A 15,087-nucleotide genomic window follows, 5' to 3' on the forward strand; every position below is an offset into this window, starting at 1 on the left:
ACGACCTGTCGTGGATGCTCGAGGACATCGTGAGCAACGTGCCGAAGGCGCGGCACGCTGTTCTGCTGTCCGCAGACGGTCTCCCCCGCGGAGCGACCGACGGCATGTCGGAGAAGGACGTGCGCACCATATCCGCCGCCATGGCGGGGATGCAGGCGCTGAGCCGGGCGACCTCCCACTTCGCCGGTCCGGGTGAGGACAGGCAGTGGAACCAGACGATCATCGAGTTCTCCCACGGCTGGATCTTCCTGATCGGGGCGGGGCAGGGTGCCTACCTCGCCGCGGCCGCGGCGCCCGACGTCGACATGCAGCAGATCTCCTTCCGCATGCACCGGCTCGTCGCCAGGCTCGGCAACAACCTCACCTCGCCGCCCCGGGTGAACGCGGAGGCCGCGGCCGAGCGTTCCGGCCGTGCCGGGGGCCACCAGGGCGCCAGGCGGGGAACCGGCCTCCCGATCGCCGCACTCGACGAGGCGGTCGGCGCGGTGCGGGGAGCCCGCCACGCGGTGCTGCTGGGCGCCGACGGTCTGCCCCGCGGGGCCACCACGGGCATGAGCCAGGACCTGGCGGACACGATCTCGGCGGCGATGACGGGCATCCACGCCTACAGCCGCGCCACCTCGCAGTTCGCCGGTGTGCACGAGCACGCCCGGTGGCGGCAGACGGTCATCGAGTTCCAGCACGGCTGGATCTTCCTGATCTCGGCCGGTCACCGCGCCTTCCTGGCCGCGGCGGCCGACCACGACGCCGACATCGAGGAGTTCACGACCCGGCTGCACCAGGTGGTGCCCCGGCTGAGCGCCCACCTGTCGCCGCAGGGGGCGGTGAGCAGCCAGTGAACAACGAGCCCGATCTCGAGCTGACCTCGGCATTAGTACCACTGTTCGTGGTCACGAACGGGCGTTCCCTGCCCCCGGACCACGCCTACGAGCGCACGACCCTGGTGTCCGCCGAGGACGGTGCCTCCGCCGCCGGCCTCATGCTTTCCCCGGAGGCGGGCGAGGTTCTGGAGATGGTCACGGACGGCTTTCTGTCCGTCGCCGAAGTGGCCGCTCATACGCACCTGCCGCTGGGGATCGTTCGAATTCTTCTGGCGGAGTTGGAAGAGGGCGGCCTCGTCATCACGAGGAAGCCCGTCCCCCGCGCCGAACGTGTCGATCGGGAAATCCTCAGCGCGGTACTCGATGGCCTCAAAGCCCGATTCGGAGCGTGATACGTGTACCTGGATTCAGCCGTCTCCACCGCGGTCAAGATCCTTGTGGTGGGCCACTTCGGAGTCGGGAAGACCACGTGCATCGGAAGTATCTCCGAGATCGAGCCTTTGCGGACCGAAGAGGAGATCACCGAAGCGAGTGTGGGATTTGACGATCTGTCGGGAACTCCGGACAAGACGACCACCACGGTCGCCATGGACTTCGGCCGTCTGACCATCAGCGACGAGGTGGTGCTCTACCTCTTCGGAACGCCTGGTCAGGAACGGTTCAAAGAGATGTGGGAAGAGCTGTCCCGGGGTGCTCTCGGCGCCCTGGTGCTGGTCGACCCCGAGCGGCTCTCCGAGTCCTTCCCGGTCCTCGACCTGGTCGAGCGCTTCGGCCTGACCTACGCCATCGGCGTCAACCGCTTCGAAGGCACCACCGACTACCCGCTCGCGGAGGTGCGCGAGGCGCTGAACCTGTCCGCTCAGACCCCCGTCGTCACCTGTGACGTACGGGACCAGAACTCCGCGGCGCAGGCCCTCATCACCCTCGTGCACCACCTTCTGTCCCTCATCTCTTAGGAGCCACCCGCACATGCAGCAGCGTCCCGGCATACAGGGGCCTCCTCCCGGCTGCCCCGCCCACGCCAACGTCCCGGTCTACGGACCGCAGTTCGGCTCCGATCCCGACAGCCTCTACGAGTACCTGCGCACCCTCGGCCCGAGCGCGCCGGTCGACGTCGCCCCGGACGTCCAGGTCGAGCTGGTCACCAGCTACGACGCGGCGCTGTACATCCTTCAGAACCCCGCCTCGTTCGTCCGGGACTCCCGGCGCTGGAACGCGCTGAACCAGGGACGTGTCCCCGAGGACAGCCCGGCGGTGCCGATGATGGGGTACCGGCCCAACGCGCTGTTCAGTGACGGCGCGGCGCACGCCCGGCTGCGCCAGGCGGTCACGGACAGTCTGGCCAGCATCAACGAGCTGCACCTGGTGCGGCAGACCCAGCAGTCCGCCGACTACCTGATCAGCCGGTTCAGCACCGACCGCCTGGGCCAGGCCGAGTTGATGGCCGACTACGCCCAGCCGCTGCCGCTGCTGGTCTTCAGCGACCTGTTCGGGTGCCCGCCGGAGATCGGCGACCGCGTCATCGTCGGCATCAGCGGCATCTTCGACGGCACCCCCAACTCCGACCAGGTGCTGGCCGAGGCGCTCGGGGAGCTGATCGCCCTCAAGCGGCGCCGTCCCGGGCAGGACCTGACCACCCGTCTGATGGAGCACTCCGCGGGGCTGACCGACGAGGAGGTGCTGCACCAGCTGGTGACCCTGCTCTCCGGAGGCACCGCTCCCCTGGCGGCGGCCATCGGCACGAGCAGCGCGCTGATCCTCGACGAGCAGTGGCAGGCCGGCCTGCCGATCGAGGACGCCGTCACCCAGGTCCTGTGGAACTACGCGCCGATCGCCAACTACGCGGCCCACTACCCGACGCACGACGTGGAGTTGGGCGGCAGGACGCTCAAGGCCAACGACCCGGTCCTGATCTCCTTCGCGGCGGCCAACACCGATCCCCGGCTGGCCGAACACCGTGAGCAGCTCAGCGCGAAGGCGCATCTGGCCTTCGGCGCCGGCCCGCACGCCTGCCCGGCCAAGGACCCGGCGTTCATGATCGCCGTGACCGCCGTCGAGTCCCTCCTCAACCGGCTGCCCGACGTCGAAGTGCGGGTGCCGTTCAAGGACCTGAGCTGGGTTCCGGCACCGTGGAGCCGTTCGCTGGTCGCGCTCCCGGTCCGGTTCACGCCCCGGGTCGTGGCGCCCACGCCCGCGCAGGCGCAGGCGCAGGCGGCCGCCCCCGCGCCGCTCGCCTCCACCGCACCGCCCCGACCTGCGGCGACGTCCGCGGCCAAGCCCAAGGCCGGCATGTTCAGCCGCTTCCTGGCGTGGACTCGAGGGGAGTGACGAAGGCAACCCCGACCGGCATAGTCATCTCGTATGTTCAACCCACCGCTGGGGTATGCATGGCGGCTGATACCTAGAAAGGAGCCGTCGTGGAGACAGCGGTAACTCCGCCCCCCGACAGACGTTTTGCGGTCTCGCTCTTCTCTCGTCTACGGACAGCGAAGGGCCAGGCCAACCCCTTTCCGATCTACGCGGAGCTTCGGTCGAGGGGCGGAGTCGTCGCAGCGCCGTGGGGAGGTCATCTCATCACGCGCTTCGACCTGTGCGATCAGGTCCTGCGCAACCGGGACTGGCTGGAGCCGGATTCCCGCTGGCGTGAACAGCAGGGGGACGGCACCCGTTGGACCGCCCCCTCCTCACGTGAGATGAGCAGGACGCTGCCCGCCCTCAATCCCCCCGAACACACCTGGGTGCGCCGGTCGGCCGGCATGTTCGACCGCACCTCCCTGGAGCAGATCCGTGGCACGGTGAGCCGTATCACGGGTCGGCTCATGGACTCCCTCGCCGATCAACTGCGCGAGGGGGAGGCCGATTTCAACGCCCTGGTCAGCGAGGAACTGCCGGTCGCCACCATCGGGCACTGGCTGGGCCTGCCGAGCGCCGACTTCCCGCGGCTGCGCGAGCTGACCCACGACCAGGTCTTCACCCAGGAGTTGCTGCCCTCGGCCAGCCAACTGGCGCTGTCCGACGCGGCCACGGCCGAACTGCGCACCTACTTCCTGGATCTGGTCCGCGAGCGGCGTGCCCACCCGGGCGACGACCCCGTCTCCCGCTGGATCACGCTCTGGGACGACATGGAGAGCGACCGGGACAGGGCGGACGAGGCCGTCTACTTCCTGGCGCTGTTCGTGCTGCTGGCGGCCCTGGAGACGACGTCCACCCTTTTGTCCACCATGACCCTGCTGCTCCTCGAACACCCCCGGCAGTGGGACCGGCTCACCATCACGCCCGACCTGGTGCCGGCCGCCGTGGAGGAGTCGTTGCGCTACGACCCGCCCACCCATGTGATCAGCCGGGTCTCCTCCAGGGACACCGAGCTGGGCGGTGTCGAGGTGCGCAAGGACGAGATGGTCCACCTCATGGTGGGAGCGGCCAACCGCGATCCCGCCAAGCACGAGGATCCCGAGTTGTTCAACCTGCACCGCAAACCGGCACACCTGGCCTTCAGCGGCGGCATTCACTACTGCCTCGGCGCGCCCCTGGCCCGGCTGGAGGCCCAGACCCTCCTGCACCACCTGGTCGGGCGCTTCCCGAACCTCACGCTCGTGCGCCGTCCCACGTGGGCGCCGCGGGTGGCGTTCCGGCGCCCGCTGAACCTGGATGTCGCCCTCATATGATCGAAATGACCAATATCTTCGATACCTTCCCTTACAAAGCGATACACGTCGAGCAGGACGGACCGGTGCTCCGGGTCCGGCTCAACCCGTCGGCGCAGGACAGCTCGCTGACCGTCGCGGCTCTCGACGACCTCCTCTCCCTGCTCAACAGCCTCCACGACCGGCCCGACATCCGGGTGCTGCTGCTGTCGGCGGTGGGCGACGACTTCTGCCTCGGTGCCGATCGCGACGAGTTCCGGGCGGCACTGGCGGAAGACCCGACCGGCGGTGCCATGCGCCGCATCGTGGACAAGGCCTACCGGGTGTGCGACGCCCTGGAGAACTCGCACGCGGTGACGATCGCCAGACTCCACGGCAAGGTCGTGGGCGCGGGACTGGCGCTCGCCTCCTTCTGCGACCTGCGCGCGGGAGCGGACACCTGCCGGTTCCGCATGCCGGAGATCGCCCTCGGTCTGCCCCCTGCCTGGGGAGGGGCCATGGGCCGCCTGGTCGCCGAGGGCGGGTCCGCCAGGATCCGCGAACTGATGCTCACCTGTGAGCCGTTCGACGCGGCCACCGCCCACCGGCTCGGGCTCCTGCACAAGGTCGCGCCCGTGGAGGAGCTGGACGCGGCCGTCGACACCTGGATCAGGCCCCTCGTCCGGCGCGCGCCGGAGGCCCTCACCCTCACCAAGCGCATGCTCGCCGGCTACGCGCGGGCGGACCGCACCGCCGATGTGGCGCTGCTCGACGCCCATCTCCTCACCGCGCAGCTCAACCAGGGCCGTGCGGTGGCCCAGCGCTGACCGCGTTCTCGGTCCGTACGCGCCCGACGCCTGCCCGGTGTCGGGCGCGTACGGCGTTTCCGGCGTCCGTGACGACGACGGGCCGGCCGTCGCCGTGCGCTCGCCGTCGCCGCGTCACACCTCTGGCCCCGGGGACCTACCGAACGGTATACAAGCCCGGTCGAACGTGCGACGGCGGCGCCGCCCGGTGCCGGCCGCGTGCGACGTCCCGGCCCAGGGGGAGGAACTGATGGTTCATCGGGAACGTTCGGGTGCGGCGGCCGCGAAGCGGCGGTGGCCGGTCGCGGTGGGTGCGGCGCTCGGCGGATGCGCGCTCGTCGCCGCCTCCGCGGTGCCCGCCTCGGCGCACGGCACCGGGCCCGGCGCGGGATCCGGCCCTGGCGGGCACTACGTGTCGCTCGGGGACTCCTACACCTCCGGCCCCGGAATCCCCGGGCAGGTCGATGCCGACTGCGGGCGTTCGGACCGCAACTACCCGTCGATCGTGGCGGCCGAGCGGAAGGTCGCCTCGTTCCGGGACGTGAGCTGCGCCGGGGCGACGACCGAGGAGATGTGGAAGCCGCAGGGCGCCAACGACGCCCAGCTCAACGCCCTGCGCAAGGACACCGACCTGGTGACGGTCCAGATCGGCGGCAACGACGTCGGGTTCGGCTCCATCATCGCCACCTGCGCCGCGCTCGGCTCCCAGCAGCCGACCGGAGACCCCTGCCGGCGCCACTACGCCTCGTCCGGCATCGACCGGCTGACGCTCGACATCGCGCGGACGGCACCGAAGGTGGACCGTGTACTGCGGGCCGTGCACGCCCGGGCGCCGCACGCCCGGGTGCTCGTCGTCGGCTATCCGGACCTGCTGCCCGACGACGGCAGCGGCTGCTTTCCCTCGGTGCCGTTCGCCTCGGGGGACTTCCCCTATCTGCGGGACACCGAGAAGCGGCTGAACACGATGCTCCGCCTGGTGGCCGCGTGGAACCGCGCGGAGTACGTCGACACCTACCGGCCCACGGTCGGCCACGACATGTGCAAGACCCCCGCGGACCGCTGGATCGAGCCGTTGCAGCCGGCCTCCCCCGCGGCCCCGGCCCACCCCAACGCCCAGGGCGAACAGGCCATGGCCCGCGTGGTGCTGGAGGTGCTGGGCAAGCGGCACGGGCGAGGCTGAGCCGCGACGGCGGTGTACGGCGACCGGGCACCCGCCGCACACCGCCGTCGGCGCGTTCAACCGACGGACCGGGCGTTCAGGTGTGTGCGAGTTGGAGCACGGCGATGCCGGCCACCACGGTGACGCTCGCGGCCAGTCGTCGGCCGCCCAGTCGTTCGCGGAAGAACACGGTACCGAGCAGCGCGGCGATGACGATGCTCGTCTCGCGGAGGGCGGCGATGGACGCCAGGTCGCCGTGATCCTGCGCCCATACCACCAGTGCGTACGCGGTCAGTGAGAGCAACCCACCGGTCAGTCCGCGCATCGTGGCGCAGCGCAGCCGGGGCACGAGTGCGCGCCCGCGCAGCGCGAAGGCGCCGGCGCAGAAGAGCATGCCCTGCAGCAGGAAGCTCCAGGCTATGTAGCCGAAGACGCTGTCCGAGCGCCGTACGCCCGTGCCGTCGACGACCGTGTACGAGGCGATCATGACGCCGGTGCCGAGGGCAGCCGTCAGTGCCGGCACCTGGGTGCGGTCCGGCAAGCCGTCCGCCAGAGCGAGGGCAACCAGTCCGGCGGAAATGACCAGGACGCCGGTGAGTTCGGGGGCTGACAGCTCCTGGCCGAGAACGCTCACCGAGACGACGGCGACCAGCATGGGTGCGACGCCGCGCGCCACCGGGTACATCTGGCCGAAGTCACCGAGCCTGTACGCCTGGAGCAGCAGCGTCTGATAGGCGACCTGGAGCACGGCCGAGGCCGCGATGAAGGGCCAGGCGGCGGAGTCGGGGAGCGGGGTGAAACAGACCCAGACCGCACTGACGCCGACGAAGACGAGGTTGATCAGGGTGAAGCCGGCGAGCTTGTTCGGCATCGCGTGCGCCAGTGCGTTCCACACGGCGTGCAGCACCGCTGCGGCGAGCACCACTACGGGCACGGCTGTGCCTGCTTGCATGAACACATCCATGAGCGTCGACCGTTCCAGAAGCTGAAGCGGTGGGGAATCGGATTCCGTATTATGCTACTCACATGGAACACCATTCCCCGACCGGGAGTCCTTCGGCCGACGCACGGGCCGTTGACGTGCGGAATCTCGCCGCCCACGTACGCGCCCGGTTGCCGCAACTGCGCGACGCGGAGGCCAGGGTCGCTCAGGTCCTGCTCGATCAGGGCCCCGAACTGGTCCGGCTGAGCGTCAGTGACGTCGCCGCCATGGCGCACACGGCTCCCTCCTCCGTGATCCGCGCCTGCCAGCGGCTGGGCTTCCGCGGCTATCAGGAGGTGAAGATCACGGCGGCACGGGAGGCGCCCCGGCCCACCCCGCCGGAAAGCGCCGACCCCACCTCCCGCGCGTTGGCCGACACCGTGCAAGCGGCACGCGAGGCCCTGGACGGGCTGTCCGCGACCGTCTCCCCCGACCACCTGCGCACCGCCGCCGAGGCCCTGCACGGCGCGAGCCGGATCCTGGTCGTCGGTGCGGGCCTGTCCACCGCCGTGGCCACCGACGCGGCCTACCGTCTCAGGGCCCTGGGCTGCGCCGTCGACTCCCCCACCGACCCCCTCACCGCCGAGGTGGCCGCCTCGTTGCTTCCGGCGGACGCCGTCTGCCTGGCCGTCAGCCACACCGGCGCCACCCGTACCACCGTGGACGCCGCCCGGCGGGCCCACGCGCGCGGAGCCACCGTCATCTCGCTCACCAGCTACGCCCGTTCACCGCTGACCGAGACCAGCCAGTGCACGCTGCTTGCCGGCGGCCAGGACCTCACCCTGGGCCTCGAAGCCGTCGCGGGCCGCCTCGCTCATCTCGTCGTGGTCGACGCGCTGGCCCTGAGCCTGCTGGCCCTGCGCGGTTCGGACGCCCAACAGGCCCTGGCGGTTTCCGCAGAGGTCACCGCGGCTCACGCGTACTGACCTTGCGCATCCGTCCGAACGGGTCAGACCGGCCGGCTCAGGGGGCGGGCGGTGTGGGACGCGCGCTGAGAGGCGCGGTGCCGTCGGCCGCGGCGGGTCAGGCCCCAGGGTTTGAGCACGGAGATCACCGTCATGAAGACGTACGAGGTCAGGGACACGATCGGGCCCATCAGGACTCCGCGGGAGTCGGCCGGCGGCTCGCCCGCGGCGACGTCGTGGACCATCGAGTTCAGGCCCGGGCGCAGCACGAGGACCGTGGCGGCGGTCGTGGCCAGGGTCAGCCAGAACTTCGTGTAGACCCACCGGTGCCGTGCCAGCCCCCACGGGGTACCCAGAGACAGCACCAGACCGCTGAGCAGGGTGAGGAACGCGACCGGCAGCAGGAGCCAGTCGGCGAAGAGTTTCATGGCGCGGACGGAGGTCTCCACGGTCACCGCGGAGTGCGTGGTGACCGCGGCGATCCCGAGGGCGAGCAGTCCGAGGGAGAGTCCCAGCCAACTGGCGGAGGCGACCACATGGACCACGAGGAAGGCACGGCGTGCGGGGCGGCTTGTTCTCACCCGCCACACGGTGCCGGACGGCGGCGCGACCGGCGTCCGACGTGGGGAGTAACCCGGTGTACCGGCCTCGGCGTACACGGCCGGGCCTGCTCCGTTCGGGTGCGCGTGGGCCACGGCGCCGACCGCGGGGCCCGCCCGCCGCTCACGCTGGGGACAGCGCCCCACCGGGCCGGCACCCCCTGACCAAGGAGAGCGACATGCCCATCGACACCGTCGAGCGTTTCCTGACCGCCCTCGACCCGCACCACCGGGAGCGCGTCCAGGGCCTGTCACGCAAGGAACAGGAGAGCCTCGCCGCCGCCTGGGAGGCGGAGCTGCGGCAGGACACCGACCTCGACACGCTGAGCGAGCTCTCGCCGCCCGCGGCCGAGTGCGAGGCGGCGGCGCGCGTGGCCAGGAGGCTCCTCGAACGCTGAACGGCGGCTCGGCCCGGCGCCCCGGCGACCGGCCGGCCTCCGACGGGGCCGCCCGTACGAGCCCCGTACGCACTCAGGGTCGGCGGCCGCGGGAGTACGTGGCCGCCGACGCCGTACTCCCCCCGTCGTACGGCCGTGTCGCTCAGACCCCGGTTGCCCCGGGGCGCCGGGTCACCGGCGGACCAGTTGGGTCTCGGCGGCGTCCAGGTCCGCCACCGGGACGGGCTCGGGGCGGCGTGCGGTGTCGCTGACCTTGAGCAGGAGGGCGACGAGCAGCCAGTTGGCGACCATCGCCGAGCCGCCCTGGGCCAGGAACGGCAGGGCCTTGCCCGTGAGCGGGATGAGCCCGGTGACACCGCCGACGACGACGAACACCTGGAGCACCAGCGTGGTCGCCAGACCGGCGGCCAGCAGCTTGCCGAAGGGGTCGGTCACGGTGATCGCGGTGCGCAGGCCGCGTTCGGCGAGCAGCGCGTACAAAAGGATCACCGCCATCACGCCGACCAGGCCGAGTTCCTCGCCGACGGTGGTGAGGATGAAGTCGCTGCGCCCGGCGAAGCCGATGAGCTCGGGGTGGCCCTGGCCGAGGCCGGAACCGAACATCCCGCCGGAGCCGAAGCTGAACAGCGCCTGGGCCGCCTGGTCGGAGATCAGGCCCGCCGGCCGCTGCTCCGGGGGGAGGTAGATGTCCATGGGGTGCAGCCAGGCGACGACTCGGCCGTGGACGTGCGGTTCGAAGGAGCCCACGACGAAGGCTCCGACGGCGAACATGGCGACGCCGAACACCACCCAGCTGGTCCGCTCGGTCGCGACGTACAGCATGATCACGAAGGCGCCGAAGAAGATGAGCGAGGTGCCCAGGTCCCGTTCGAAGACCAGGACGAGCAGGCTGATGACCCACACGGCCGCGATCGGACCGAGCTGCCGCCCTCGCGGCAGGTACATGCCCATGAAGCGTCGTCCGGCCAGCGCCAGGGCGTCCCTGCGGAGCGTCAGGTACCCGGCGAAGAAGAGCACGATCACGATCTTCACGAACTCGCCGGGCTGGAAGGACAGCGGCCCGAGGAAGATCCAGCGCTTGGCGCCGTAGACGTCGCCGGGATAGAAGGCCGGAGCCATCAGCAGCACCAGGCCCACGGTGACGGCCAGGTAGGGGTAGCGCTGGAGCCGGCGGTGGTCCTTGAGCGTGATCACGACCGCGATGAATCCGGCGACCGCGAGGGCGACCCACATGACCTGCCCGCCGACCGCCGTGGGCGAGCGGTACCGGGCCTCGTAGGCCATGTCGAGGCGGTGGATCAGGACGATGCCCAGGCCGGTGAGCAGGGTGGCCAGGGGCAGGATCAGCGGGTCGGCGTGCGGGGCGAACCGCCGTACCGCCAGGTGGCACAGCAGCGGCAGCAGGGCCAGGAGGATGACGTGGACCACCATGCCGGGCGGCAGGCTGCCCGTGATCGCGAGGGAACTGCCCGCGTAGCCGAATCCGCAGATGAGCACGGCTCCCAGCAGCAGCGCCAGTTCCAGATTGCGGCTGCCCTGATCGCCGCCCCGACTCGCCGCTCGGACTCGGCCGCCCATGGCCTCTCCCCCCGTCACGTTCTGCCGGTCTCCCGTCTCGGGACCCGGTGACATCCGGCACGACTATACAGTTGCGCAATGACGCAACTAACCGTCGAGGGGCGGGGATGGCCGGGGTGGCGGTGCCGGGACCCGCGGGGCCCCGGCACCGGCGCCCGTCAGGTCCCGGTGGTCGCCGCCACGGCCTGCCGGGCCGCCCGCTCCACCAGCGAGACGCCGTCGGTCATCGACGCACTGCCGTCGGACAGCACCGCGACGAGGCAGCGATGTCCGTGCACCGTGATCCGGCCGACGCTGTTGACGTCCCAGAGCCCGGAGGTGGTGCGCTGGAGCCAGCCGTTCTTCAACTCGTACCGGGCACCGGAGGCCGCCGAGACACCCCACGCCTGCTCGCCGACGACCTGACTCATCAGCGTCCGGATGTAGGTCCGGGACTCCTGGTTCAGCGGAGAGCCGGTCTTCGACGCCCCGGCGTTGTCGAACACCGACAGCAGCAGGCGGATCTGGTCACTGGCCGTCGTCCGCGTCAGCCCCCACTTGGCACCGGGACCGCCCTTGGTCGAGGTCAGCCCCAGGCGCTTGTTGGCCGCCTCCAGACCCGGAGCCATGCCGATCTCACGCCACAGGGCGTTCGCCGCCGCGTTGTCGCTCTTGCGGATCATCGGCTCGGCCAGGGCGCGCTCCTGGGCGGTGAGGTGCCGGCCCTCGTCCTGGGCCTGGAGCAGCAGCGCCGCGAGGATGTCGACCTTGATGATGCTGGCGGTGTCGTACGGAGTGTCCTCGCCGTACAGCAGCGGCGTCCGGCTCGGGCCGTCGAGGTTGAGCACCGCCGCCGTCACCCGCGCCTTGCTCTGCGGCTGGGGTGCCGCGTGCACGGCCGGCGCGGCGTGGGCCTGCCCGCCCGGCGCGGGCGCGGCGACCGCGGGTGCCGCGTGCAGCGCGCCGAGGGAGAAGAGGGTCGTCACCGAGGCCAGGAGGGCACCGGCGCAGGCACCGGCGCGGCTGACCCGGCGCCTGGCCGGGGTCGCCGAAGCCGCCGAGGTCTTCGGATGCGACAGGGAACGCGGATGGGACATGGTCGGACAGGCCTCCGCAAAGGGTCGGCAAACGGGGGAAACTGCTTCGCGAAGGTAGACAAAATGCGCGCCGAGCGAAGTGGCCGCCGTCACTACGAACCCGTTTCGACCCGAATTGTGAGAAGGCCCACCCCTGTCACCGACCCCCTGTCGCCCCGCTCCGTCAGGCCTCGTTCACCGCGAGCGGCGCGGCCCGCTCAGCGGCGTCGCCGGGACGTTCTGCGCCGCGCCCGGGCGGGGCCGGACGCCGGGCGCCCGACGACCGTCGGGACCACGAGCGCGGCCTGCCTGGCCCGTGGTGCCGCCACCTGCCCGAGGTCGCGCTCGAGCTCGTCGAGGGCCCTGCGGGCCGCCGCGATCCGGCCGGCGAGGTGTTCGCCGTCCGGGGGGTCTCCGGCGGCCGCCGCACCGGCGGGCTCGTCGTTCTCCAGCTCGCGGGCCTCCTCCAGGGACGTGATGACCACACCGATGAGGACGTTGACCAGGACGAAGGAGGCCAGCAGGACGTAGGACGCGTAGTAGAGCAGGCTCCAGCGCGACACCTCGAGGCCGCTGTGCACCGCGTCGCCGATGCCGTCCAGGGTCATCAGCAGGAAGAGGGTGAGGACGGCGCGGCCGATGGAACCGTAGTGCTCGGGGTCGTGGCGGCCGAAGAAGACCCAGCCGACCATGGCGTACACGTACAGCAGCAGGGCACCGACCAGGAGGAAGCTCAGGGTGCCGGGCAGACTGCGGACCACCGCGACCAGCACGATGCGCACCTGCGGCAGGAAGCGGGCGGTGCGCAGTACGCGCGCCAGGCGCAGCAGCCGCAGCACCGTGGCGTTCTCCCGCACGACGGGCACGAAGGCGCACAGGACGACCACCAGGTCGAAGGAGTTCCACGGGTCCTTCCAGAACTCCCGCGGGCGGTCGGCGTAGGCCAGCAGCCGGACGAGGATCTCCGCCGTGAAGGCGGCCAGGCAGACGTGCTCGGCCTGCCGTAACCAGTGGTGCCACTGGGCCGCCAGACCGGAGTACGTCTCCACGCCCAGCAGGGCGGCGTTGAGGAGGATCACCGCGAAGACGGCGAGGGCGAACCAGCGGGCCTCGGTGACGGCCCGGCAGCGGCTGGCCAGTTCTCGGCGCAGGGGCCGTGAGGCGATGTCGGCGTGTCGATCGTGCTGCTCCGGCATCTGCTGCCCTTGCTCCTTCACATGCGGTGGCCCTCCCGGCCGACCGGGCGGGAAGGGCGGGCGTGTCGAGTGATGATCATCCTCCAACACGGACTTCCACCGCACCGTGGATCGGGGTACGTTCGCGGACCGCGTATCGCACGTCGTGGGTGCGGTACGCGGTCTCCGTGGGCGCTCAGTCCCGGGGTCGCGGCGCGGGGGTCACCTTCGGGTGCCGCAGGACGGGCAGAAGGCCGCGCCGTCCGGCAGCTCCTGGTGGCAGGAGGAGCAGCTGTCCGTCTGGGCGAGGCGGTGTCCGCAGGCGGGGCAGAAGGTCGCGCCCCTGGCTTCGGCGTGGCAGTGCGGGCAGACCAACTGGCGCGGCGTGGTGACGTCGTAGCCCTGGCCGCGCTGCTGCCCCGCGTCGTAGGCGCGCTGGGCCACCATGTCGTTCAGGCCCCGCTGCTGGGCCGCCTGGGCCTCCGCCGCGGTGTCCGGGGAGCAGGTGAGGCAGAGGCCGAGGCCCGCGTTCCAGCAGCGGCCGCAGACGTAGGACGTGCAGCGGGGGCAACGGTCGAAGTGGCCCTGCGCGTTGGCGATGGCGCGGGTGAACGCCGCGTCCCGCTGGGTTCCGTAGTTCGCTCCGGCCAGCCCGTCGGCCGCGTTGGAGACGCCTTGGGCGGCGCTGCCGCCGATGACCGACCAGGCCGCGTTCACCCCCCGCGACAGCCAGCCCGCCATCTGGCCCGCCCGGAAGGGCTCGAACGGGGAGCGCCAGGTGTCGGAGCAGCGGGAGCAGTAGAACTCGAACTGGAAACCGGCGCCGGTGCCGTGTTCCTGACACAGGTCGCGGTGGTTGTTGTTGAAGTAGATCTCGGTACTCACGGTGCGTTCCCCCCAGGGCCGACCTCGGTGATGGTGTTCCGCACGCGACGCCCGTCCTCGTCACGCGGGTGTCCGGAATTCTGCCAGGCGCGCGGGCGCCCCGGCACCTGCTGTCCGGCGACTGGTCCCGGGACGAAAAGGCACGTGTGTGATGAACGGACACGACCGAAGACGCAGGACAGCGGCGGCCTGCGGGCCGCCGCTGCGGTCAGTGCCTGCCGAGGTGGGTGAGAATCCCGACGGCCGCGGGCGCGCCGAAGGTCCAGACCCAGGCCATCGGGCGACCGTAGTTCAGGGTCCGCCCCCAGCCAAAGCGCTTGGGGACCACGACCCGGGGGTCGTCGCGATTGCAGTAGAAGACCCCGAACCAGTGGCGTTCGTCGTCCGGGTTCATGGCCCGCCTCCCTCTGTCCGGCGCGGGCGTCACCGTGGCCCGTGCGGGGAGAAGGCGGTGGACGCCCACGTCCGGCCAGCTTACCGATCCGGCGTTCAGCGGGCGTGGCCGGCGCCGCGGCCGGACATCCGCCAGATCCTGATCTCGCGCAGGAGCCCCGGCATCTCCTTGATCAGCACGGCGAGCACCAGCCCGCCCACCAGGGCGGCCTCCACCGCCAGCAGCTGTTTCGCTGTCATCCCGTTCCTCCTTTCCGTCCTGTCGGTTCCGACCCGATCCTTCCGCCTTGCCCCAGTCTTTCCGTCCTGCCCCGGTCGCGCCCCTGGCGCGCCCCGTCAGCCGGGCGAGATGTTCGGCATGGCCTTCGTGATCGCGTCGTGCTTCTTCCAGTGGATGCCCGTGGACCGGCGGGCGTCGGAGGTGCCGTCCTTGTGGTGTCCCCTCTGCCCTTCGTACGGACCGAAGTTGCCCTGGTGCAGTCCGTTGACATGTCCCGGGGTGTCGGGCTTCACGTCCCGCCTGCCGACTCTGATCGTGCCCATGGTCTGCTCCTCGTCTCCCCCGGTGTCCTCCCCGGTCCCGGCCCGGCCCGCGTCCCGCGCGGTTCAGCCCTGGTCGGTTCCGTAGGTGGGGGTGTGGGTGGTGGTGAGGGTTTTGCCGTTGCCGAGGTACATGTGGACGCCGCAGGGGAGGCAGGGGTCGAAGCT

At 71.2% G+C, this 15,087-nt stretch carries 18 protein-coding genes; 9 read left to right on the forward strand and 9 right to left on the reverse strand.

The genetic code is table 11. The annotated features are described in order from the left end of the window. Positions 1 to 14 precede the first annotated feature (14 nt). The 7 genes from ACIHCX_RS33345 to ACIHCX_RS33375 all read left to right on the forward strand — a co-directional run bounded on the left by ACIHCX_RS33345 (position 15) and on the right by ACIHCX_RS33375 (position 6,430). Positions 15 to 839 (forward strand): roadblock/LC7 domain-containing protein, encoded by an 825-nt coding sequence (locus ACIHCX_RS33345; RefSeq protein ID WP_400036269.1) that lies wholly within the window; start codon positions 15 to 17, stop codon positions 837 to 839. Further along, positions 836 to 1,213, forward strand: a complete 378-nt coding sequence (locus tag ACIHCX_RS33350) for a DUF742 domain-containing protein (RefSeq protein WP_400036227.1) — start codon at positions 836 to 838, stop codon at positions 1,211 to 1,213. The genes ACIHCX_RS33345 and ACIHCX_RS33350 overlap by 4 nt, the downstream gene beginning before the upstream one ends. Positions 1,214 to 1,216: 3 nt before the next feature. After that, entirely contained in the window at positions 1,217 to 1,777 is a 561-nt protein-coding gene (locus ACIHCX_RS33355; RefSeq protein WP_400036229.1) for a GTP-binding protein, read from the forward strand. Between the two features lie 13 nt (positions 1,778 to 1,790). Then, on the forward strand, positions 1,791 to 3,149 hold the full coding sequence (locus tag ACIHCX_RS33360) for a cytochrome P450 (protein ID WP_400036231.1): 1,359 nt from the start codon (positions 1,791 to 1,793) through the stop codon (positions 3,147 to 3,149). Positions 3,150 to 3,238: 89 nt separating this feature from the next. Then, a complete protein-coding gene (locus tag ACIHCX_RS33365; protein ID WP_400036232.1) occupies positions 3,239 to 4,486 on the forward strand; it encodes a cytochrome P450 in 1,248 nt (415 codons plus the stop codon). A 5-nt stretch (positions 4,487 to 4,491) separates the two neighbouring features. Further along, positions 4,492 to 5,271 carry an enoyl-CoA hydratase/isomerase family protein gene (locus ACIHCX_RS33370; RefSeq protein ID WP_400036234.1) on the forward strand — a complete coding sequence of 260 codons (780 nt, stop codon included), beginning with the start codon at positions 4,492 to 4,494 and terminating at the stop codon, positions 5,269 to 5,271. 229 nt (positions 5,272 to 5,500) lie between these two features. After that, positions 5,501 to 6,430 carry an SGNH/GDSL hydrolase family protein gene (locus ACIHCX_RS33375; protein ID WP_400036235.1) on the forward strand — a complete coding sequence of 310 codons (930 nt, stop codon included), beginning with the start codon at positions 5,501 to 5,503 and terminating at the stop codon, positions 6,428 to 6,430. Positions 6,431 to 6,506: 76 nt separating this feature from the next. Here the strand turns inward: ACIHCX_RS33375 and ACIHCX_RS33380 are convergent, their stop codons facing one another. Beyond that, entirely contained in the window at positions 6,507 to 7,361 is an 855-nt protein-coding gene (locus tag ACIHCX_RS33380; RefSeq protein WP_400036236.1) for an EamA family transporter, read from the reverse strand. Between the two features lie 74 nt (positions 7,362 to 7,435). Between ACIHCX_RS33380 and ACIHCX_RS33385 the strand changes: the two genes are divergently transcribed. Further along, positions 7,436 to 8,317 (forward strand): MurR/RpiR family transcriptional regulator, encoded by an 882-nt coding sequence (locus ACIHCX_RS33385; protein ID WP_400036238.1) that lies wholly within the window; start codon positions 7,436 to 7,438, stop codon positions 8,315 to 8,317. Between the two features lie 23 nt (positions 8,318 to 8,340). Here the strand turns inward: ACIHCX_RS33385 and ACIHCX_RS33390 are convergent, their stop codons facing one another. After that, a complete protein-coding gene (locus ACIHCX_RS33390; RefSeq protein WP_400036240.1) occupies positions 8,341 to 8,877 on the reverse strand; it encodes a DUF2269 domain-containing protein in 537 nt (178 codons plus the stop codon). 197 nt (positions 8,878 to 9,074) lie between these two features. On the opposite strand from ACIHCX_RS33390, the gene ACIHCX_RS33395 reads away from it, so the two are divergent. Further along, positions 9,075 to 9,293: a hypothetical protein gene (locus ACIHCX_RS33395; RefSeq protein ID WP_400036242.1), complete on the forward strand. Its 219-nt coding sequence runs from the start codon at positions 9,075 to 9,077 to the stop codon at positions 9,291 to 9,293. Positions 9,294 to 9,464: 171 nt separating this feature from the next. Here ACIHCX_RS33395 and ACIHCX_RS33400 read toward each other — a convergent pair whose 3' ends face one another. The 7 genes from ACIHCX_RS33400 to ACIHCX_RS33430 all read right to left on the reverse strand — a co-directional run bounded on the left by ACIHCX_RS33400 (position 9,465) and on the right by ACIHCX_RS33430 (position 14,922). Next, positions 9,465 to 10,871, reverse strand: coding sequence for an FtsW/RodA/SpoVE family cell cycle protein (locus tag ACIHCX_RS33400; RefSeq protein WP_400036244.1), 1,407 nt, complete (start codon positions 10,869 to 10,871; stop codon positions 9,465 to 9,467). Positions 10,872 to 11,029: 158 nt separating this feature from the next. Continuing rightward, on the reverse strand, positions 11,030 to 11,947 hold the full coding sequence (locus ACIHCX_RS33405; protein WP_400036246.1) for a serine hydrolase: 918 nt from the start codon (positions 11,945 to 11,947) through the stop codon (positions 11,030 to 11,032). Between the two features lie 197 nt (positions 11,948 to 12,144). Then, positions 12,145 to 13,122: an ion transporter gene (locus ACIHCX_RS33410; RefSeq protein ID WP_400036248.1), complete on the reverse strand. Its 978-nt coding sequence runs from the start codon at positions 13,120 to 13,122 to the stop codon at positions 12,145 to 12,147. 201 nt (positions 13,123 to 13,323) lie between these two features. Beyond that, positions 13,324 to 13,986 (reverse strand): zinc-ribbon domain-containing protein, encoded by a 663-nt coding sequence (locus tag ACIHCX_RS33415; protein ID WP_400036251.1) that lies wholly within the window; start codon positions 13,984 to 13,986, stop codon positions 13,324 to 13,326. A gap of 208 nt (positions 13,987 to 14,194) precedes the next feature. Beyond that, positions 14,195 to 14,380 (reverse strand): DUF5808 domain-containing protein, encoded by a 186-nt coding sequence (locus tag ACIHCX_RS33420; RefSeq protein WP_400036253.1) that lies wholly within the window; start codon positions 14,378 to 14,380, stop codon positions 14,195 to 14,197. Positions 14,381 to 14,475: 95 nt separating this feature from the next. After that, positions 14,476 to 14,619 carry a hypothetical protein gene (locus ACIHCX_RS33425; protein ID WP_400036255.1) on the reverse strand — a complete coding sequence of 48 codons (144 nt, stop codon included), beginning with the start codon at positions 14,617 to 14,619 and terminating at the stop codon, positions 14,476 to 14,478. A gap of 96 nt (positions 14,620 to 14,715) precedes the next feature. Beyond that, positions 14,716 to 14,922, reverse strand: a complete 207-nt coding sequence (locus ACIHCX_RS33430) for a hypothetical protein (RefSeq protein ID WP_400036257.1) — start codon at positions 14,920 to 14,922, stop codon at positions 14,716 to 14,718. Positions 14,923 to 15,087: the final 165 nt, after the last annotated feature.

This window comes from Streptomyces sp. NPDC052043 (assembly GCF_044548235.1).
Classification (GTDB): domain Bacteria; phylum Actinomycetota; class Actinomycetes; order Streptomycetales; family Streptomycetaceae; genus Streptomyces.